Origin of the sequence: Anaerococcus sp. AGMB09787 (genome assembly GCF_022808955.1) — a bacterium.
Classification (GTDB): Bacteria; Bacillota; Clostridia; order Tissierellales; family Peptoniphilaceae; genus Anaerococcus.
Genome location: NZ_JAKZEY010000003.1, coordinates 24,628 through 43,995, shown reverse-complemented (window position 1 = coordinate 43,995; position 19,368 = coordinate 24,628). Strand labels below are relative to the sequence as shown.

At 36.7% G+C, this 19,368-nt stretch carries 17 protein-coding genes and 1 riboswitch; of the genes, 13 read left to right on the top strand and 4 right to left on the bottom strand.

The window, feature by feature from the left end; all coding sequences use genetic code 11:
- The first annotated feature begins 30 nt into the window (after positions 1-30).
- The 8 genes from moaA to MUN42_RS01625 all read left to right on the top strand — a co-directional run bounded on the left by moaA (position 31) and on the right by MUN42_RS01625 (position 8,043).
- A complete protein-coding gene (gene moaA / locus MUN42_RS01660) occupies positions 31-978 on the top strand; it encodes a GTP 3',8-cyclase MoaA (protein WP_243342542.1) in 948 nt (315 codons plus the stop codon).
- Positions 979-1,932 carry a bifunctional molybdenum cofactor biosynthesis protein MoaC/MoaB gene (gene moaCB, locus MUN42_RS01655; protein ID WP_243342541.1) on the top strand — a complete coding sequence of 318 codons (954 nt, stop codon included), beginning with the start codon at positions 979-981 and terminating at the stop codon, positions 1,930-1,932.
- Positions 1,932-2,363, top strand: a complete 432-nt coding sequence (locus tag MUN42_RS01650) for an MOSC domain-containing protein (protein ID WP_243342540.1) — start codon at positions 1,932-1,934, stop codon at positions 2,361-2,363. The genes moaCB and MUN42_RS01650 overlap by 1 nt, the downstream gene beginning before the upstream one ends.
- A gap of 169 nt (positions 2,364-2,532) precedes the next feature.
- A riboswitch (purine riboswitch) is annotated at positions 2,533-2,628 on the top strand.
- A gap of 92 nt (positions 2,629-2,720) precedes the next feature.
- Complete coding sequence (locus MUN42_RS01645) at positions 2,721-4,154, top strand: NCS2 family permease (protein WP_243342539.1); 1,434 nt, start codon at positions 2,721-2,723, stop codon at positions 4,152-4,154.
- A gap of 11 nt (positions 4,155-4,165) precedes the next feature.
- Positions 4,166-5,437 (top strand): amidohydrolase family protein, encoded by a 1,272-nt coding sequence (locus MUN42_RS01640; RefSeq protein WP_243342538.1) that lies wholly within the window; start codon positions 4,166-4,168, stop codon positions 5,435-5,437.
- A gap of 86 nt (positions 5,438-5,523) precedes the next feature.
- Positions 5,524-6,339, top strand: a complete 816-nt coding sequence (modA, locus tag MUN42_RS01635) for a molybdate ABC transporter substrate-binding protein (protein WP_243342537.1) — start codon at positions 5,524-5,526, stop codon at positions 6,337-6,339.
- An 8-nt stretch (positions 6,340-6,347) separates the two neighbouring features.
- Positions 6,348-7,010 carry a molybdate ABC transporter permease subunit gene (modB, locus tag MUN42_RS01630; RefSeq protein WP_243342551.1) on the top strand — a complete coding sequence of 221 codons (663 nt, stop codon included), beginning with the start codon at positions 6,348-6,350 and terminating at the stop codon, positions 7,008-7,010.
- Positions 7,003-8,043, top strand: coding sequence for an ATP-binding cassette domain-containing protein (locus MUN42_RS01625; protein ID WP_243342536.1), 1,041 nt, complete (start codon positions 7,003-7,005; stop codon positions 8,041-8,043). Before modB ends, MUN42_RS01625 begins: the two co-directional genes overlap by 8 nt.
- 51 nt (positions 8,044-8,094) lie before the next feature.
- On the opposite strand, the gene MUN42_RS01620 is transcribed toward MUN42_RS01625, so the two are convergent.
- From MUN42_RS01620 to selD, 4 genes are read right to left on the bottom strand one after another with little or no spacing between them, the layout of a single operon-like run.
- Positions 8,095-9,225: an aminotransferase class V-fold PLP-dependent enzyme gene (locus MUN42_RS01620; RefSeq protein WP_243342535.1), complete on the bottom strand. Its 1,131-nt coding sequence runs from the start codon at positions 9,223-9,225 to the stop codon at positions 8,095-8,097.
- Positions 9,212-9,484 carry a DUF3343 domain-containing protein gene (locus MUN42_RS01615; protein WP_243342534.1) on the bottom strand — a complete coding sequence of 91 codons (273 nt, stop codon included), beginning with the start codon at positions 9,482-9,484 and terminating at the stop codon, positions 9,212-9,214. Before MUN42_RS01615 ends, MUN42_RS01620 begins: the two co-directional genes overlap by 14 nt.
- On the bottom strand, positions 9,484-10,077 hold the full coding sequence (gene yedF / locus MUN42_RS01610) for a sulfurtransferase-like selenium metabolism protein YedF (RefSeq protein ID WP_243342533.1): 594 nt from the start codon (positions 10,075-10,077) through the stop codon (positions 9,484-9,486). The genes MUN42_RS01615 and yedF overlap by 1 nt, the downstream gene beginning before the upstream one ends.
- Positions 10,078-10,085: 8 nt before the next feature.
- The gene (selD, locus tag MUN42_RS01605; RefSeq protein ID WP_243342532.1) at positions 10,086-11,105 is read right to left on the bottom strand and encodes a selenide, water dikinase SelD; all 1,020 of its coding nucleotides are present in this window, start codon (positions 11,103-11,105) and stop codon (positions 10,086-10,088) included.
- A gap of 315 nt (positions 11,106-11,420) precedes the next feature.
- Between selD and dpaL the strand changes: the two genes are divergently transcribed.
- From dpaL to ygfK, 5 genes are all read left to right on the top strand, one after another.
- Positions 11,421-12,662: a diaminopropionate ammonia-lyase gene (gene dpaL / locus MUN42_RS01600; protein ID WP_243342531.1), complete on the top strand. Its 1,242-nt coding sequence runs from the start codon at positions 11,421-11,423 to the stop codon at positions 12,660-12,662.
- A gap of 10 nt (positions 12,663-12,672) precedes the next feature.
- Positions 12,673-13,872 carry a knotted carbamoyltransferase YgeW gene (gene ygeW / locus MUN42_RS01595; RefSeq protein WP_243342530.1) on the top strand — a complete coding sequence of 400 codons (1,200 nt, stop codon included), beginning with the start codon at positions 12,673-12,675 and terminating at the stop codon, positions 13,870-13,872.
- Between the two features lie 30 nt (positions 13,873-13,902).
- A complete protein-coding gene (locus tag MUN42_RS01590; RefSeq protein ID WP_243342529.1) occupies positions 13,903-15,222 on the top strand; it encodes a YgeY family selenium metabolism-linked hydrolase in 1,320 nt (439 codons plus the stop codon).
- Positions 15,223-15,286: 64 nt separating this feature from the next.
- Positions 15,287-16,219, top strand: a complete 933-nt coding sequence (gene arcC, locus MUN42_RS01585; protein ID WP_243342528.1) for a carbamate kinase — start codon at positions 15,287-15,289, stop codon at positions 16,217-16,219.
- A gap of 101 nt (positions 16,220-16,320) precedes the next feature.
- Positions 16,321-19,359, top strand: a complete 3,039-nt coding sequence (gene ygfK, locus MUN42_RS01580) for a putative selenate reductase subunit YgfK (protein ID WP_243342527.1) — start codon at positions 16,321-16,323, stop codon at positions 19,357-19,359.
- The last annotated feature ends 9 nt before the right edge of the window (positions 19,360-19,368 follow it).

Here is a 19,368-nt window from a genome sequence, read left to right as displayed (position 1 = left end):
TAAAATTATTTAAGCGGGTGAGGTGAAATAATGAAAGATAGCTTTGGCAGAAGAATAAACTACCTTAGAATATCTGTTACTGATCTTTGCAATTATAGATGTAAGTACTGTATGCCAGAAGATGGAGTTACCAAAAAGGGTAGGAGTGACCTTTTAAGCTTAGAAGAGATATACTATATTAGCCATATCTTTGTAGAAGAAGGGGTAGATAAGATAAGGATAACAGGTGGAGAACCTTTACTTAGAAAGGGGCTAGTAAACCTAGTCGAGTCCTTGGGTCAGCTTGAATCTGTAAAGGACTTATCCATGACAACAAATGCCTCTCTCCTTTCTGATAAGGCAGTCAAGCTAAAGAAGTCTGGTCTTGATAGACTTAATATTTCTCTAGATACCCTAGATAAAGAAAAATTTCAGGCAATATCTGGTGGAAATTTGGATGATGTTATCCAAGGAATAAAGGCAGCAAGTGATGCTGGCCTAGGAATAAAGATAAATACAGTTCTCCTTAAGGGCGTTAATGATGATGAAATATATGATTTTATTGACTTAAGCAAGAAGTATCCTATAGATATAAGGTTTATAGAACTTATGCCTATAGGGCCAACAGCGTCCTATGCAAGGGATAAGTTCTTGAGTGGTGATGAAATTATAGAGACCTATGATCTTAGAAAAACTGAAAAAGATGATCCAAATTCTCCTGCTGACCTTTATAAAATTGATGGAGGTCTGGGTAGGATTGGCTTTATAAAGGCCATGTCCCACAAGTTTTGTGGAGATTGCAATAGGATTAGGCTAACGGCAGATGGCTACTTAAAGCCATGTCTTCATAGCGACAAGCAAGTTGATATCAAAACCCCTCTAAGAAGGGGAGAAGATATAAGGCCTTATATAAAAAAGGCCTTGGAGATAAAGCCCTACGACCATAAGCTTTTGGAAGGCAAGAGCATAAAAAGATCTATGAATAGAATAGGAGGATAAATGTTTACACATCTTGATGAAAATGGCAGAGGCCAAATGGTAGATATATCACAAAAAAGTGTTACAATTAGAAAGGCTGTAGCCAGGGGAGCTATTAGACTAAAAGAAGAAACAATAGAAGCAATAAAAAACGAAAAAATAAAAAAGGGAGATGTCCTAGCCATAGCCCAAGTAGCAGCCATAAATGGGGTTAAATCTACTTCAACCCTTATTCCTATGGCCCACCCACTCTTGCTAAATGGCATCCATGTAAATTTTTATTTTGAAGATAATCTCTTAAATTGTGAGGTTGAGGTAAAGTGTCAAGGAAAGACTGGAGTTGAGATGGAAGCCTTGACAGGAGTTAGTGCAGGTCTCCTTACAGTCTATGACATGTGTAAGGCTATGGATAGGTCAATGACTATAGAGAATATCCACCTAGTTGAAAAAACTGGAGGCAAGTCTGGCCACTTCCACCATGACAAAAAAGAAGAAAAAACCTATGACTATGCAGTTGTCATAGCTAGCGACACCAGGTCTTCTGGAGAAAACCGAGATAAGTGCATAGACGTATTTAGGGAAGTTATGCCAGATACCTATAACTTGGTCTACACAAATATTGTCCCTGATGACAAAGAAAAAATAAAAGAAGAGCTTATAAGGCTCTCCGATAAGAAAATCCCATTAATCTTTACCTCCGGTGGGACAGGCTTTAGCAAAAGAGATGTAACACCTGAAGCAAGTAAAGAAGTATTTGATAGAGAAGCTAGGTCGATATCAGATGCCATAAGACTTTATTCTAAGGAAATCACCAATGCTTGGATGCTATCAAGGGCCACATCTGGCATAAGAAAGGATAGCCTTATAATAAACCTCCCGGGAAGTCCTAAGGCTGTTAAAGAAAGCATCTATGCAATCATAACAAGTCTAGGACATGGTCTTGATGTGCTAACAAATGAAAGGTGGGACCACTAATGGCAAAAGTTACATCAATTAACAGGTCTGATACCAAGGGGGTAGTAAAAATCCCCCAAGAAGAAGGATTATTTATAGAGGATTTTGGCCTAAAAGATGATGCCCATGCTGGCAAATGGCATAGGCAAGTAAGTCTCTTGGCTGAAGAATCCATAGCCAAGATGAAAAAAGCTATCCCAGATCTCAAGGAAGGAGACTTCGCTGAAAATATAACAACAGAAGGCATAAGCCTCTACACCCTACCAGTCGGCACAAGACTCAAAATAGGAGAAACCATCCAAGAAGTAAGCCAAATAGGCAAAACCTGCCACAAGGGATGCGCTATCAAACAAAAGGTAGGAGAATGCATCATGCCCAATGAAGGAATATTTACAGTAGTAAAAAAGGGTGGCCTAATAAAAGTCGGAGATGAGATAGAAATAATAGAATAGAAACATATCTTAGAAATTACTAAGCATTTTTAATGAGTAAGCTTAATGGATAAATATTGTTCATTAAGCTTTTTTTGTCCAATAATATATCTAGTCAAATAAAAATATAAAATAAGGTAATAGACCTTAACAGAATAAAATCTATATAGTAATATATTACATAACAGAGGAAAACGCTTTGTAAAATATTTATATAAGTTCACATAAGGGGTGGACGTATCTATTGACTACCTATAGTCTAGCTATAAATTAAAACATATACTTATTATGCCTGTATCTCTGTAGTTTTGGAAGTATATGAATTAGCTAGATTGTAGGTTTTTTAATTGCGTTTTTCTAAAAATAAAGGAGGCGAATATGAAAGATAAAATTTTTAGTGAAAAACAACAGGGATTAATGAAAAATTTATTTGGGATGACAAGTAAGACTAGCTCTAGGACAGAAATTATAGCAGGTATTACGACATTTATAACCATGGCTTACATACTTATAATAATACCACTTACAATTTCTGAACCCTATGCGATTATGGGTGATGGGGCAATGGCAGAAAAAGTAGCCAATGCTTCTTTTATAGGAACATGCCTGGCTGCCTTTGTAGGAACTTTTTTGGTATCCATATATGCAAAGCTACCATTTGCCTTGGCTCCAGGAATGGGACTTAGTGCTTTTTTAGCTTATACTGTAATCTTGGGGATGGGTTATACTTATAACCAAGCTCTTGTTATTGTATTTATTTCAGGAATATTATTTATATTTTTGACAGCAATAGGACTTAGGGAAGCCATCATAGATGCTATACCCACATCAATTAAAAATGCTATGACTCCAGGTATTGGCTTGTTCATAACAATAATAGGTTTAAAGAGTGCAGGCATAATTGTAGGTAATGACGCAACTTTGCTAGCTATGGTCGACTTTTCAAAATGGTCTGATCCAAATATAGATACTACCTTAGTTAAGTCTGCCCTGATAGCTTTTATTGGACTAATAATAATCGGAGTTCTAAACTATAAGAATATTAGGGGATCTATCCTAATTGGTATAGTTATTACAACTATTATAGGAATTCCTTTAGGTCTTACTAATATAGAGGCTTTTGACTTTAATATTGAGGTTAAATTTAAAGATTTCTTTGATGTATCATTTTTTAACCTGGATTTTAGATCCTTGTTTAGTGGGGGAGATATTTTTAGAAATCTCTTTACGATTTTCATGCTTGTAATTAGTTTTTCTTTGGTTCATATGTTTGATTCTTTAGGAACCTTACTCGGAGCTTCTAAGCAAGGAAATATGTTAGATGAAAATGGAAATGTTAAAAACTTAAGAAAGGCTTTGATGTCGGATGCTATCGCTACAAGTATTGGCGCCTTGATAGGAACTTCCACAGTTACGACAGTTGTAGAGTCGAGTGCTGGAATTGCAGAGGGAGGTAGAAGCGGACTAACTTCATTTACCACAGCTATGTTATTTTTATTGGCATTGGTATTTGCTCCATTTGTAAATATAATACCCTTGGCAGCTACAGCACCAGCTTTGATTTATGTTGGAATCCTTATGATGTCAAATATTAAAGACGTAGATTTTTCTAATCCTACTGATGTGATACCAGCATTTATAACTATAACCTTTATGCCATTTACATATTCTATAGCAAATGGTATTGCTATGGGGCTTATAAGCTATTGTTTATTGAAAGCATTTTCTGGCAAGGTAAAAGAAATTAGTCCACTTACAGCTATAATTGCCATGATCTTTGTGTTAAGATATTTTTGTATAACTACAGGTTAAGGAGGGATAAGATGACTTATAATTTTATAATTAAAGGAGATATTTGCTATAGCAAAAATAAGGATGAGTTGATAACAGGTAAGGATAAGTACCTGGTATGTGAAGATGGATATTCTAGAGGTGTGTATGATAAAATCCCTGAATCCTACAAGGATTTTAAGCTTTATGATTACTCAGGTAAGCTAATTTTGCCTGGTCTAATCGACCTTCATGTCCATGCTCCCCAATATACTTTTAGGGGTATGGGGATGGATTTAGAACTCTTGGACTGGTTAAATACCTACACCTTCCCAGAAGAGTCTAAGTATAAGGACCTTAGCTATGCCAGCAGGGCCTATGAAAGATTTGTAGAGGACCTTAAGTATAGTTCAACTACTAGAGCCTGTGTCTTCGCTAGCCTCCACGTAGATTCTACTATCCTATTGATGAATCTATTAGAGAAGTCTGGTCTTATTAGCTACGTTGGAAAAGTTAATATGGATAGGAATGCCATAGAAGATTTAGAGGAAGATGATGCTAAGGAGAGCCTAAGTGCCACTAGGGCCTGGCTAGATTCTATAAAAGATACCTACAAAAGGACTTTTCCTATTATAACTCCTAGGTTTACCCCATCATGTAGTGATGAATTGATGGAGGGTCTTGGAGGTATGGTCGAGGAATATTGCCTTCCTGTCCAATCCCACCTATCAGAAAATCCAGGTGAAATCGAATGGGTTAAAGAATTATGTCCGTGGGCCAAGTGTTATGGAGATAGCTATGATAGGTATAAGTTATTTGGAAGTTTAACTAAAACTATAATGGCCCATTGTGTTTGGTCAGATGAGAGAGAGCAAAGGCTCCTTAAGGATAGGGGAGTCTTTATTGCCCACTGCCCAAATTCAAATCTCAACCTAGCTTCGGGTATAGCGCCTATTAGAAAGTATCTTGACCAAGGACAAAATATAGGTCTAGGCAGTGATATAGCAGCAGGCAGTCACCTATCGATTTTTAGACAAGTATCAGATGCCATCCAAGTATCTAAGATGTACTGGAGGTATATTGATCAAAGATGTAAGCCTCTTAGCATAGAAGAGGGCTTCTACCTAGCAACTCTTGGTGGTGGCAAGTTTTTTGGTAAGGTGGGATCCTTAGATAAGGGTTACGAATTTGATGCACTGGTAATTGATGATGCTGATTATAAGAATGAAAATCTAAGTATTGAGGAGAGACTGGAGAGGACTATTTATATGTCAGAGCCTAGGCATGTTAGACATAAATGGGTTAGTGGTAAGGAAATATTTTAGTTCTTATTTTGAAAAAATTCACTAAATATGCTATAGTTGAATAATATTGATGGCTTAATAAAGTTTAATGAGGAGGGTTTATTCTTATGAAATTTCAAAAAATTATTTTAGCTTTAGCTTCACTTTCATTAATTGCAGGTCTTAGAGCTTGTGGGGGGAAGGAAAATGGGGAAGTTAAAGTCAATCAAAAAGAAGACCTAGTAGTATTTGCGGCTGCATCCATGACTGATGTTTTAGAAGAAATTAAGATAAGTTATGAGAAGGAAAATCCTGAAATAAACCTTTTATATAACTTTGATTCATCAGGAACCTTAAAAAGTCAAATCATAGAGGGGGCAGAGTGTGATGTCTTTATTTCAGCGGCACAAAAGCAAATGAATGAGCTAGACCCATCCAATGAAGCCTATAAGGGTAGTGTTTCTATAGAAAAAGATTCAAGAAGAGACTTGCTTGAAAATAAAGTGACTCTAGTCGTAGGAGAAGGCAATAAAAATAAAATCTCAAAATTTGAAGACATAGTAAGTGGTAAGGTAAAGAGCCTCGCTATAGGAAACGAAGATGTACCAGTAGGCCAATATTCTCTAGAAATCCTGAATAACCTGGGAATTTATGAAGACATCAAAGATAAACTAAGCCTCGGATCTAATGTAAGGGAAGTTACTTCTTGGGTTGATGAAGGCCTTGTGGATGCTGGAATAATCTATGCAACAGATGCAAAGATATTTGACTTAGAAGTAGTCGATGAGGCTGATGATTCTATACTTGATAACAAGATTATCTATCCAGGTGGACTCCTTGCTGATAGTAAAAAGAAAGATCAGGGCCAAAAATTTCTAGATTTCTTACAAGGGGAGAAGTCTTCGGAGATTTTGAAAAAATTTGGCTTTAGTCCCCTTAGCTAGCCATGAATATCGATCTATTTCCCCTCTATAATTCCATAAGAGTAGCAGCCATATCGTCTCTTATAACATTTTTTACTGGGATATTTTTTGCCTACCAAGTAAAAAAATTAAAACCCCTCTTTAAGGGAATATGGGATGTGGTGTTGACCCTGCCCTTGGTCCTACCACCAACAGTCATAGGATTTTTTATAATAAAAACCCTGGGGCCCAATAGTTTAATAGGATCAAAGCTTGTAGACATCTTTGATATTTCCCTAATGATGAAGTGGTACTCATCAATAATCGCAACATCTATCGTGACCTTTCCTCTTATGTATAGAACAAGCAGGGGGGCCTTTGAGGCCTTTGATATGAACTTAAAATATGCAGGAGAGACCTTGGGTAAGTCTGATAGTTGGATCTTTTGGAGGATAGTCTTACCCAATTGCAAGAAAGGAATTATAGCCGGCTTCATCCTAACATTTGCTAGGGCCCTTGGAGAATATGGAGCGACCTCTATGGTAAGTGGCTATATACCAGGAAAGACCGCTACAATTTCCACTAGTGTTTATCAATTTTGGAGAATAGGTCAAGACGATTTGGCTTATAAGTGGGTCCTTATTAATATAGGTCTATCTCTTGCCATACTTTTACTAATTAACCTTATTGAAGGAAGAAAAACTCATGATTGATTTAGATATTTATAAAGACTTTGGAAGTTTTAAATTAGATATTGCTTTTACTAGCTCGGATCAGGTAGTTGGGATCCTTGGCCCATCTGGATCGGGCAAGAGCCTTACCCTAAAGTGCCTAGCAGGAATAATAAAGCCTGATAGGGGAAGGATTGTTATAAATGATAGAGTAGTCTTTGACTCTAAGAAAAATATAAATCTAAAAGCCCAAGATAGAAGGATAGGCTACTTCTTCCAAGACTATGCTCTCTTTCCTAATATGAGTGTCTATGACAACATAAGGGCAGGGATTAGAGATAAGAAGGCTAACCATAAGGCAATCATCAATAAAAAACTTGAAGAGCTAGGCCTTAGTCATATTAGGAACAAAAAGCCTAGCGAAATATCTGGTGGAGAAAAACAGAGGACAGCCCTAGCTAGAATCTTAGTAAATGATGCTGACCTTCTCTTGCTAGACGAACCCTATTCTGCTATTGATGAATACTTGAGGTGGAAAATAGAAGTTGATATTAAGGAAACTATAGAAAAATATAAGATACCCACCCTCTTTGTATCCCACAATATGGATGAAGTCTATAGGATGTGTGATAGCCTAGTTACTATAAATAAGGGGAAGGGAGAAGCCATCAAGAAGACCAAGGATCTCTTTACCAATCCCGAAACTCTTTCAGCTGCGGAAATATCTGGCTGTAGGAACTTCTCAAGGATAGAAGAATGGGAAGGCAAATATCGTGCTTGTGATTGGGGGATTGATCTTGATATAGGGGCTTATAGGAAGAGTGATTTTCTTGGAATAAGAAGCCATTCGATTAGAATAGTAGAAGAGAATAGCAGAGAAAACACCTACCCCTTAGACCTAATCAAGGAAATAGAGGAGATCTATAAGTATTCCCTAATAGTTAGACCCAAAAATTCTAACCACCAAGGAAGTCTTAGGGTAGATATAGACAAAGATGAATGGAATAGATTAAAAGGCAAAGAAAATCTATACTTTCATATAGATGAGAAAGACTTATTATATCTAAAAAAGTAAACCGTAACCTACTAAAACTAATCATAGAAATAGTCTTAGTGGATAGACGGTTTATTTTTGTGATATTTGATCTATTGCTTCAACAAACTTATCAATTTCTTCTATTGTAGTGTAGGTTGATAAGGAGGCCCTTACTATGGATCTTTTCTCTGTTTTAAATCTCTTGTGGAAGAGGGGAGCACAGTGGGCACCTGTCCTTACACATATATCGTACTTATCATCTAGGATGTAGCCTACTGTATCAGCATCATAGCCTTTGATATTAAAGGAAACTATAGGGGCATTGGTCTCCTCAAGTTTAGTGTAAAATTCTAGTCTATCATTTTCTTTGAGTTTCTTATACATATACCTTGTTAGGTAATCGAGCCTTTGGTAGGGTGGATTGTCCTTTAAAAATTTGACGGATTCACTTAATCCTACAAAGGAAGGCAGGTTCATTGTGCCGACCTCAAATAGGTCGGGGAGGTTATTAGGCTGACTTTCCAAAAATGAAGAAAAACCTGATCCACCAGAAAAGACCTGCTTAAAGTCAAAGTTCCCATTTACTATAAATCCACCACTTCCTTGGGGGCCGTGGAGGCCCTTGTGGCCTGTGAAGGCAAAGATAGTATTGTCAAAATCTTTCATAGAAAAAGGCACGCACCCTGCTAGTTGGGCCCCATCTATGATGAGGCTTAGTCCGTGCTTTTTGCAGATGGAATGGATTTTCTTAAGGTCTGTTACCTTGCCAGAAATATTACTAGCTCCTGTAATTATAACGGCCCTTGTGGAATTGTTTATTAATGGCTCAATCTCATCAAGCCTTAGGTTAAAGTTATCGTCTATTCCTATAAAGGAGACCTTGCCACCATGATTTCTATAATCATAAAGGGGCCTTAGGACTGAGTTATGCTCACTAAGGCTTGTAATGATATGGTCATTTTCCTTAAACAAGGACTTTATAATATAATTTAGGGCATAGGTAATATTGGGTGTGAGGATTACCCTACTTGGATCATGAAAATCAAAAAATTCACCAATATTTTCCCTTATTTCTAGGACCTTTCTTAAGGCATTTATACTTAATTTGTGGGAAGAGCGGGATGGGTTGGCATAAGACTTATCCATAAGGACATGGTAAATTGCATCTGCCACCCTTTCTTCTTTATCTATACTTGTTGCGGCATTATCAAGGTAAATCATAGGCTTTGACCTCGGGATGTCTTTCATTTTTCCTATAAATTAGGATATAGCAGTCTTTGAAGGGAAGGTCTTTTCCCCTTAAGATCTCCATTAGCCTCTCATCCTCATCTCTTTTGACCCTTAGAGCAAGACCACAGCCTGCATCAATTTCAGGAAGGAGTGGGACAAGCCTAGCCTTAATCCCAGCCTCATTTACCTTTGTTTCACTGACCATGGCATCAGTTGTGGAGTCAAAAGTTATAAGTAAATACTCATCCATTAAGGTCTAACCACCCTATGTGATCTCATCATATTAATTATTTCATACATATTGGTAACTGTTCCAACCTTGAGTTCTTTTTTTACTCCATAGAAGTCTAGGCAAAGGCCACAGGAGAAGATTTTAACACCAGCATCTTCTAGTTTTTTCAAATCTTCTACAGTATTTTCCCTTTGACTTGTCAAGAGAACTCCCTTGTTGTAGCAGATAACATATTTTGGTAGGACTTCTTGCTCACTTAGGGCAAGGATGAAGCTTTCGATTAGTTTTTGAGAGAAGCCAATATCCCCATCACCAATTTTGTCATCATCAAAGACTACCACATAGTCATTTGGGTTTTCACAAGATGAAGGGAGGTCTGTCTTATTATCTGCCATCAAATCATCTTCCTTATTGAAAATTACTTCATATTCACCATCATTTTCACTTACACTTATCTTAAAACCTACTTGGCTTGCCATCTTCTTTAGGTTATTTACAGCTATTTCTTCACTAACCAGGACTCTAAATTCCTTCTCGCCTTCATTTACTACTCTTTTTGCCATAATAACTGGCATTGGACATTCTATTCCTCTGGCATCTACTTCTTTCATACTTCCTCCTATATTATAAATATTGCTTTATCAAATTTCTTGTGAACTTCACCTATTATCCTAGCCTCAAGGCCTTCTTCTACTAACCTAGCTAGGGCTTCGGTAGCTTCATTTGGATCTATGGCGACCAAGAGGCCACCTGATGTCTGTGGGTCGTAGAGGACTTCTTCCAAGGCAAAATCATCAACTTGGAATTCTACCTTGCCCTCCATAAACATCCTATTTCTTTGACCACCCTTTGTAAAGACAAATTCGCTCGCAGCCTCCTTGGCTCCATCTAAGATAGGGATCTCATCTGCCTTTAAGATTGCTGTATACTTATCTGCTACCATCTCTCCCAGATGACCCATGAGAGAAAAGCCAGTTATATCTGTAGCAGAAGAAATATCATAGTCGATTAAAATATCCTTGGCATACTTATTTAAGCTAATCATAGAAGAAATCGCCTTATTAAATTGCTCAAGACTTGCAAGCTTTACATTATAGGCATTGACTACCAGGGTTACTCCAAGGGGCTTTGTTAGGATTAACTTATCTCCAACCCTTGGGGTAGAATTTTGCCAAATCTTTTTTGGATTGGCCTTGCCTATTACACTAAGTCCATATTTTACCTTAGGATCGTGGATAGAATGACCTCCAACCAGGGATGCGTGAGCTTCATTAACCTTGCTAGCTCCACCCTGAAGAATTTTCTCAAGACTACTTATCTTACCTTCTTCTGGAAAGGCTACTATATTAAGAGCACATATTGGATCTGCTCCCATAGCATAGATGTCAGATAGGGCATTGGCTGCTGCTATTTGACCAAAAACATAGGGATCACTAACCATAGGAGGGAAGAAATCAAGGCTAGATATGATAGCTACATCATCACTTATTTTTATAACTGCGCTGTCATCCTTGGAATCAAACCCAACAAGGATATCATCCCTCTTAAATTTTGGAATAGCTTCCAAGATCTCATCCAAACTCCCTGCAGGAATCTTGGCATTGCAACCACCGCAGACTTCTAATTCAAAATCTGTCATATTACCTCCTAAATTATTTTCTAAAGCTATTATATCACATATTAGTTCCTAACTTAAAGTAAGCAAGTAATAAAAAATATAAATAAGTCTTTACATATTCAAATTTATATGCTAAACTGGAAGTAGTAATATGTTACATACGATAACTATGAAAAGCTTTTAAATTAAATAGCCATCTATATCAAAAACAATACTAAGAGTATAAAAAAAGTAATTAAAAAAGCTTTACATATGTGGAGTAATATGTTACACTAAAATTAGTGATATGTTACATTAAATACCAGGCAAGGGGTATTAAGACGGAAAGGAGTTTAAATGACAGAGTCATATAAAATAGTTACAAATTCTACTAATGACGAAGAAAAAGTAGATTTGGATTTTATTAATGAAGAAGTTACAGAAAAGGCTTACAAATTTCACTCTAGTTTTCCTCAATACAATCCCACACCACTAGTTGAGTTAAAGAATTTAGCGACTATGTTTGGGGTAAAGGATATTTTTGTAAAGGATGAATCTTATAGGTTTGGACTAAATGCTTTCAAGGTTTTAGGAGGATCTTTTGCTATTGGAAAATATATAGCCGAAAAACTAGGTCTTGATATAGACGATCTTCCTTACGAAAAATTAATTTCTAAAGAAGTAAAGGATAAGCTAGGCGATATAACTTTTATTACAGCAACAGATGGTAACCATGGTAGAGGAGTAGCTTGGGCAGCCCATGAACTTCAACAAAATTGTGTGGTTATCATGCCAAGTGGATCAGCCTTAGAAAGGCGTGATAATATTAGGGCCTTGGGTGCTAAATGTGATATAATGGATGATCTAAACTATGATGAATGTGTTAGACTTGCTAATAAATACGCAGAAGAAAACGATTGGGTCATGGTTCAAGATACAGCTTGGGATGGATATGAAGAAATTCCTACATGGATTATTCAAGGATACTCTACCCTAGCTAAGGAAGCGAAGGAACAATTGGAAGATAAAAATCAACTTCCTACTCATATTTTCCTTCAAGCAGGAGTTGGATCTTTTGCAACAGGGGTAACTGGATACTTTGCTTCAAGCTACAAAGGTGACAAAAAGCCATTTATGGGCTTGGTAGAACCTGAAAAAGCAAATTGCAATTTCATAACCGCAGAAGCTAATGATGGAAAGATACATAATGTAACAGGCAAGATGGATACTATAATGGCAGGGCTTGCTTGTGGAGAGCCTGTTACAGTAGGTTGGCCAGTACTTAAATCTTATGCTGATGCTTTCTTATCAATACCAGATAGCGCAGCAGCAAGAGGAATGAGAATTTACGGTAACCCTCTAAAGGATGATACAAGGATAATCTCTGGAGAATCTGGAGCAGCTACAATGGGAGCTTTAAGTGAGATTCTTCAAAGAAAAGATTTGGAAGAGATTAAAAATAAACTTCACTTAGATGAAAATTCAGTGATTTTACTTATATCAACTGAGGGAGATACAGACTTTGCCCACTATAGAAAAGTTGTGTGGGACGGCTACTACACAAATGATGAAGACTATCAATATAAAATAATGAGATAAGGAGATAAATATGAGCGATAAATTCCAAGATATAATTAACCAATTAGATAATTTAGATTTCAAAAAATTATACCAAGATGACTTCCTATTAACATGGGATAAGAGTGAAGATGAATTAAAGGCAGTTTGGGCAGTAGCAGATGCTATTAGAGAACTAAGAGAGAATAATAAGTCAGCTAAGATATTTGATTCAGGACTTGGAATCTCTATCTTTAGAGACAACTCAACAAGAACAAGATTTTCCTTTGCTTCAGCTTGTAACTTATTAGGACTTGAAGTTCAAGACTTAGATGAAAAGAAATCTCAAGTAGCCCACGGAGAAACACTACTAGAAACAGCTAACATGGTTTCATTTATGGCAGATGTTGTAGGTATAAGAGATGATATGTACATCGGAAAAGGTCACGAATACCAAGAAGAATTCTCTAAATCAGTTCAAAGAGGATATGAAGATGGAACTCTAGAACAAAGACCAACTCTTGTTTCTCTCCAATGTGATAGGGATCACCCAACACAAATGATGGCCGATACAGCACACTTTAACCATTACTTTGATGGAGTTGAATCTCTAAAGGGCAAAAAAGTTGCTCTAACATGGGCTTACTCACCTTCTTATGGTAAACCTCTATCATGTCCACAAGGTGGTATAGGACTATGGACAAGACTTGGTATGGATGTAGTCCTAGCTCACCCAGAAGGATACGAAGTAATGGAAGACATTGTCGAAATGTCTAAGAAACAAGCAGAAGAATCAGGTGGATCATTTACAGTAACAAATGATATAGCTGAAGCCTTCAAGGATGCTGATATAGTTTATCCAAAATCATGGGCTCCTTTTGCAGCTATGGAAAAAAGAACAAAACTTTACTCAGAAGGCGACTTTGATGGTATAGATAAACTAGAAAAAGAACTTCTAGAACAAAACAAAGAACACATGGACTGGACAGTAACAGAAGAACTTATGGCTACTACAAAAGACGGCAAGGCTCTATACTGCCACCCACTACCAGCAGATATCACAGGAGTATCTTGTGAACATGGAGAAGTAGAAGCATCTGTATTTGATAGATATAGAAAAGACCTATACAAAGAAGCAAGCTTCAAACCATATATAATTGCAGCTATGATCTTCCTACAAAGAGTAGCAGATCCAAAGGCTAAATTAGAAGAGCTATGGAATAAGGACCAACCAAGAGTAAACGATAAATAATATATATAAATAAAAAATGAGGAGGACACAGTGGTAGAAATTAATTACGATTTAGTTAAAGAAACAGCTCAAAGTTATTCAGAAGCTATGAATGCTTTCTTAAGAGACCTAATCCTACTAAAGGGTGAATCATCTGAAGAGGGTGACAAGGCTAATAGAATAAAGGAAGAAATGGAAAAAGTTGGATTTAACAAGGCTTGGATAGACAAACAAGGAAATGTTCTTGGTGAGATGGGAACAGGTGAAAAACAAATCGGTTTTGACGCTCATATTGATACAGTGGGAATAGGAAATATAGATAATTGGAAATTTGATCCATACGAAGGCTTTGAAGACGAAAACTTCATCGGTGGACGTGGTGGTTCTGACCAACTAGGTGGAATAGTTTCTGCTGTATACGGAGCTAAGATTATGAAAGAACTAGGCTTCCTAAATGATAAATACAGAGTCCTAGTAACAGGAACAGTTCAAGAAGAAGACTGTGATGGAAACTGCTGGTTATATATGATTGAACAAGAAGGAATCAAACCAGAATTCGTCGTATCAACAGAACCAACAGATGGTGGAATCTATAGGGGCCAAAGAGGTCGTATGGAGATTAGAGTTGAAGTTGATGGAATCTCAAGTCATGGTTCAGCTCCAGAAAGAGGAGATAATGCTATTTATAAAATGGCAAAAATCTTAAATGAAATCGAACAACTTAACGAAAATCCTGCAGACGACTCAGTAGAAATCAAAGGATTAGTTAAGATGCTAGATGAAAAATACAATCCTGAATATAAAGAAGCTAATTTCTTGGGCAGAGGAACAGTAACAACTTCACAAATATTCTTCACATCACCATCAAGATGTGCAGTAGCAGACTCATGTGCAATCTCACTTGATAGAAGGATGACAGCTGGTGAAACATGGGAATCTTGTATAGAAGAAATAGAAAACCTACCATCAGCTAAAAAATACAATGCCAAAGTAACAATGTATGATTACGAAAGAGAATCTTGGAGAGGACTTGCTTATAAGCAAGAAGCTTATTTCCCAACTTGGGTAATTTCTGAAGATCATCCTGTAACAAAGGCTTTAGAAAGAGCTTATACTTCACTTTATGGAGATAAGAGAATAGCACCAAATGTAGAAAAAGAAATCCAAAAGAGAAAAGATCTTCCTCTTGTTGACAAATGGACATTCTCAACAAATGGGGTTGCTATAATGGGAAGACATAATATCCCAGTTATAGGCTTTGGACCAGGAGCAGAAGACCAAGCACACGCACCAAACGAAGTAACATTCAAACAAGACCTAGTAACATGTGCTGCAACATATGCTTTACTACCATTAGAATATACAAAATAAAAAACTAAATATCAAGAAAGGCCTTAGAGCTTTTCTTGGTATTAAATAAAGTGAGGGAAAACCAATGGGTAATAAAATTGTAATTGCTTTGGGAGGCAATGCACTAGGCAATACTCCTGAAGAACAAAAAGAAGCTGTAAAAACAACAGCAAAAAGTCTAGTTAAACTAGTCCAAGATGGCAACAAAATTATAGTTGGTCATGGAAACGGACCTCAAGTAGGAATGATAAACCTTGCTATGGAAAAGGGACACCAAGCAGATCCTTCAATTCCTCTAATGCCATTTCCAGAATGTGGAGCTATGAGCCAAGGATATATAGGCTACCACCTACAAAATGCCATAAGACATGAATTCAAACTAGTAGGTAGGCAGGTACCTGTAGTTACAGTAATAACACAAGTCCTAGTTGACAAAAATGACGAGGCCTTCTCAAACCCTACAAAACCAATAGGATCATTCTACACAAAAGAACAAGCTGAAGCAATAGCTTTACAAACAGGCTATGAATTTAAAGAAGATGCTGGTAGGGGATATAGGAGAGTCGTTGCTAGTCCAAAACCATTAGATATAATCGAAAAAGAATCACTAAATAACTTATATGATGCAAAAAACGTTATCATAGCCTGTGGTGGCGGTGGAATTCCAGTAATAGAAGAAGACGGTCAATACATTGGAGTGCCAGCCGTAATAGATAAAGACTTCTCATGTGCAAAAATGGCAGAACTAATGGATGCAGACATCCTAGTAATACTTACAGCAGTAGAAAAAGTAGCAATTAACTTTGGAAAAGAAAATGAAGAATGGTTATCAAAAATGACAATCGATGATTGTGAAAGATACATAGAAGAAGGACATTTTGCCAAAGGATCCATGCTTCCAAAAGTAGAAGCTGCAATGAAATTTGTAAAATCAAAAGCAGGCAGAAAAGCCTTAATAACATCACTAGAAAAAGCAGATGATGCCTTGGCAGGAGAGACTGGAACTTGGATAGAATAATAGATCAATCTTTCTTAGGTTAAGTTAGATTGGATTTAAAACTAAATTTAATAATGATATTGTTAATTTGTAATTTGCTTTTATTATAATGGGGAGGAAATATGAGTGAATTTATGAGACCTATAGCCTTTGCTGACTTACTGAATTGGGCTATGGAAGAGTATAAGAATGAGGGCAAGGTTTTTGGACTTAGAAAAGAAGCTTTTTATAAGAATGAATCTAATACAAAATTAAGGACTATTTTTGGAGATGAGATTTCTTCATGTGTGGGACCTGCTGCCGGTCCACAATCACAACTTGCTCAAAATATTGTAACTGCTTATCTCGCAGGAGCAAGGTTTATTGAGCTTAAGACTGTTCAAGTTATGGATGGTGAGGAGATCCAAAAGGCTGTTAATAAACCTTGTATCAATGCCGAGGATGAGTGTTATAACTGTGAATGGTCAACAGAGCTTACAGTAGAAGAAGCTTTTGATGAATATATTAAGGCATATTTCCTAATCCATGTTCTAGCTAAGGAGTTTTCCCTAGCTGAAGGTAAGGACTTTGCTTACAATATGTCTTGTGGATATGATCTTGAAGGTATCAAATCTAAAAAGGTCGACACCTATATCGAAAACCTAAAGGATGCTTCTAATACTGATGTTTTCAAGGAATGCAAGGCTTATTTAGAGGATAATTTAGATAGGTTTGATAGCTTTAATGAAGAAGACTTAGGAAATATTGATCCTAAAGTTTGTAATTCTATAACCCTATCAACCCTACATGGTTGTCCTGCTGATGAAATAGAAGCTATTGCAAGATATCTTTTGACAGAGAAGAAGTTAAATACTTTTATTAAGTGTAATCCTACTATATTAGGTTATGAGTACGCTAGAGAAACTCTTGACAAGATGGGATTTGACTATATTGCCTTTACAGATTTCCACTTTAAGGATGACCTCCAATATGAAGATGCTATTGTAATGTTTGATAAGTTATTGAAACTTGCTGAAGAAAATGAGCTTAAGTTTGGCTTGAAGTTGTCAAATACTTTCCCAGTGGATGTTAAGAGAGATGAGCTACCATCAGAAGAGATGTATATGTCAGGAAGATCCCTTCTTCCACTAACAATTTCTATGGCTGCTAAGCTTTCTGAAGAGTTTGATGGTAAACTTCCATTATCTTATTCTGGTGGTGCAGATGCAGGAAATATAAGAGAGATCTTTGATGCAATCGGCCAACCAATTACAGTAGCTACTACAATTCTTAAACCAGGTGGATATGAAAGGTTTAACCAACTAGCTAATTTAACTGAAGATCTTCTTGATAGAGAATATAGGGGAATCGATGTTGAAAAGATTATTAAACTTAGAGATGCTATCATAGCTGATTGGGATAATAATAAGCTCTATAGAGAAAAGGTTGGCTCAAGAAAGACTGCCTCTGACCTACCTCTAGTGGATTGTTTCAAGGCACCATGTAAGGATGGTGGATGTCCAATTAACCAACAAATCCCAGAATATCTAAAGTTAGTTGCAGAAGAAAGATATGATGAAGCTATTGAAGTTATAGCTAATGATAATACAGCACCAACAATTTTGGGTAAGATCTGTGCCCACCACTGCCAAGAGCATTGTACAAGGGTTGACTACGAAAAGAGCCTACAAATTAGGGATATGAAACTAATAGCAGCTAATGAGGCTCAAGAAGCTTACCTAGATAAGATTAGTGAAAGCAAAATTAGATCTGACAAGAAAGTCCTAGTTATAGGAGCGGGACCTGGTGGAATCGCAGCTGCAACTTACCTAAGAAGAAATGGTATGGATGTAGTGGTTAGGGAAAAATTAGCTAAACCTTATGGAATAGTTAGTCATGTTATACCAGAATTTAGAATTTCAGATGCTGATATAGAGAGAGATTACAAGATTGCAGTCAAAACTGGTGTCAAATTTGAGTTTAATAGTGAAGTTACGGGGTTTTATGAAGAGTTAAAGAATAGCTTTGATTATATAATTGTTGCTACAGGCGCTTGGAAGAAGGGCATATCTCCTGTAAAAGAAGGTAGCGAAAATATCCTAGATTCTTTAGAATTCTTGTGGAACGTTAGAAATAACAATGAAGCAAGACTTGGCAAGAGGGTAGCAGTTGTAGGTGCTGGAGATGTTGCTATGGACTGTGTAAGAACTGCAGCAAGACAAGAAGGGGTTGAAGAAGTAAGCCTAGTTTATAGGAGAACAGAAGCCTACATGCCAGCCACCCAAGAAGAAGTAAATGATGTTAAGGCAGAAGGACACAAGATTTATGAACTTCTTGCTCCATATTCATACGATGGCCAAACACTCAAGTGCAAAAAAATGCAACTTGGAGATTTTGACCAAAGCAAGAGAAGATCAATTGAAGAAACAGGAGAAGATATTGCTCTTGAATTTGATACTGTAATAGGTGCAACAGGTGCTAGAGTTGATACTAAGGCCTTTGAGGAAAATGGAATTAACCTAGATGATAGAAATAGGGTTAAGACCTTAGATAATTTAGAAACAAATGTTGAAAATGTATATGTGGTAGGAGATTGTAGACTTGGTGCATCAACAATAGTTAAGGCTATGGGGGATGCTAAGAAAGTTTGCCTAGATATCTTAGCAAAAGAAAATCTTGACAATGATTTCAAAAAATTCGAAGTAGAAGAAGATAAGGAACAAATTTACGCTAAGAGAGGCTTATTAGAAGATATCAAAGAAGGCAGGGCAGAAGGCCAAAGATGTCTAAAATGCGATCAAATTTGCGAAGTTTGTACCGAAGTTTGTCCAAATAGAGCAAATGTTGCTATAAAAGTTGAAGGCTATGACAACCTCAACCAAATAATCCATATTGATGGTATGTGTAACGAATGTGGTAACTGTGGAGTATTCTGTCCTCATGCAGGCAACCCTTACAAGGATAAATTCACAGTATTCTGGACTGAAGAAGATTTTGAAGACTCAACAAATACAGGAATCTTAAAGAATGAAGATGGATCTTATAAGGTTAGACTTGAAAATGGCAAGGTAATCAAAACATCTGACATAAGAGTTGACCTATCAGAGAATATGATCAACCTTATAGAAGCTATAGAAAAAAATTATAGCCATTATCTAGAGCCAGCCTTTAACCTAAAGTAATATTCAAGG

What these genes read in the sequence shown, in the direction of transcription:
- moaA (WP_243342542.1), top strand. Translation starts at nt 31, where the DNA reads ATGAAAGATAGCTTTGGCAGAAGAATAAACTACCTTAGAATATCTGTT.
- moaCB (WP_243342541.1), top strand. Translation starts at nt 979, where the DNA reads ATGTTTACACATCTTGATGAAAATGGCAGAGGCCAAATGGTAGATATA.
- MUN42_RS01650 (WP_243342540.1), top strand. Translation starts at nt 1,932, where the DNA reads ATGGCAAAAGTTACATCAATTAACAGGTCTGATACCAAGGGGGTAGTA.
- MUN42_RS01645 (WP_243342539.1), top strand. Translation starts at nt 2,721, where the DNA reads ATGAAAGATAAAATTTTTAGTGAAAAACAACAGGGATTAATGAAAAAT.
- MUN42_RS01640 (WP_243342538.1), top strand. Translation starts at nt 4,166, where the DNA reads ATGACTTATAATTTTATAATTAAAGGAGATATTTGCTATAGCAAAAAT.
- modA (WP_243342537.1), top strand. Translation starts at nt 5,524, where the DNA reads ATGAAATTTCAAAAAATTATTTTAGCTTTAGCTTCACTTTCATTAATT.
- MUN42_RS01625 (WP_243342536.1), top strand. Translation starts at nt 7,003, where the DNA reads ATGATTGATTTAGATATTTATAAAGACTTTGGAAGTTTTAAATTAGAT.
- MUN42_RS01620 (WP_243342535.1), bottom strand. Translation starts at nt 9,225, where the DNA reads ATGATTTACCTTGATAATGCCGCAACAAGTATAGATAAAGAAGAAAGG.
- MUN42_RS01615 (WP_243342534.1), bottom strand. Translation starts at nt 9,484, where the DNA reads ATGGATGAGTATTTACTTATAACTTTTGACTCCACAACTGATGCCATG.
- yedF (WP_243342533.1), bottom strand. Translation starts at nt 10,077, where the DNA reads ATGAAAGAAGTAGATGCCAGAGGAATAGAATGTCCAATGCCAGTTATT.
- selD (WP_243342532.1), bottom strand. Translation starts at nt 11,105, where the DNA reads ATGACAGATTTTGAATTAGAAGTCTGCGGTGGTTGCAATGCCAAGATT.
- dpaL (WP_243342531.1), top strand. Translation starts at nt 11,421, where the DNA reads ATGACAGAGTCATATAAAATAGTTACAAATTCTACTAATGACGAAGAA.
- ygeW (WP_243342530.1), top strand. Translation starts at nt 12,673, where the DNA reads ATGAGCGATAAATTCCAAGATATAATTAACCAATTAGATAATTTAGAT.
- arcC (WP_243342528.1), top strand. Translation starts at nt 15,287, where the DNA reads ATGGGTAATAAAATTGTAATTGCTTTGGGAGGCAATGCACTAGGCAAT.
- ygfK (WP_243342527.1), top strand. Translation starts at nt 16,321, where the DNA reads ATGAGTGAATTTATGAGACCTATAGCCTTTGCTGACTTACTGAATTGG.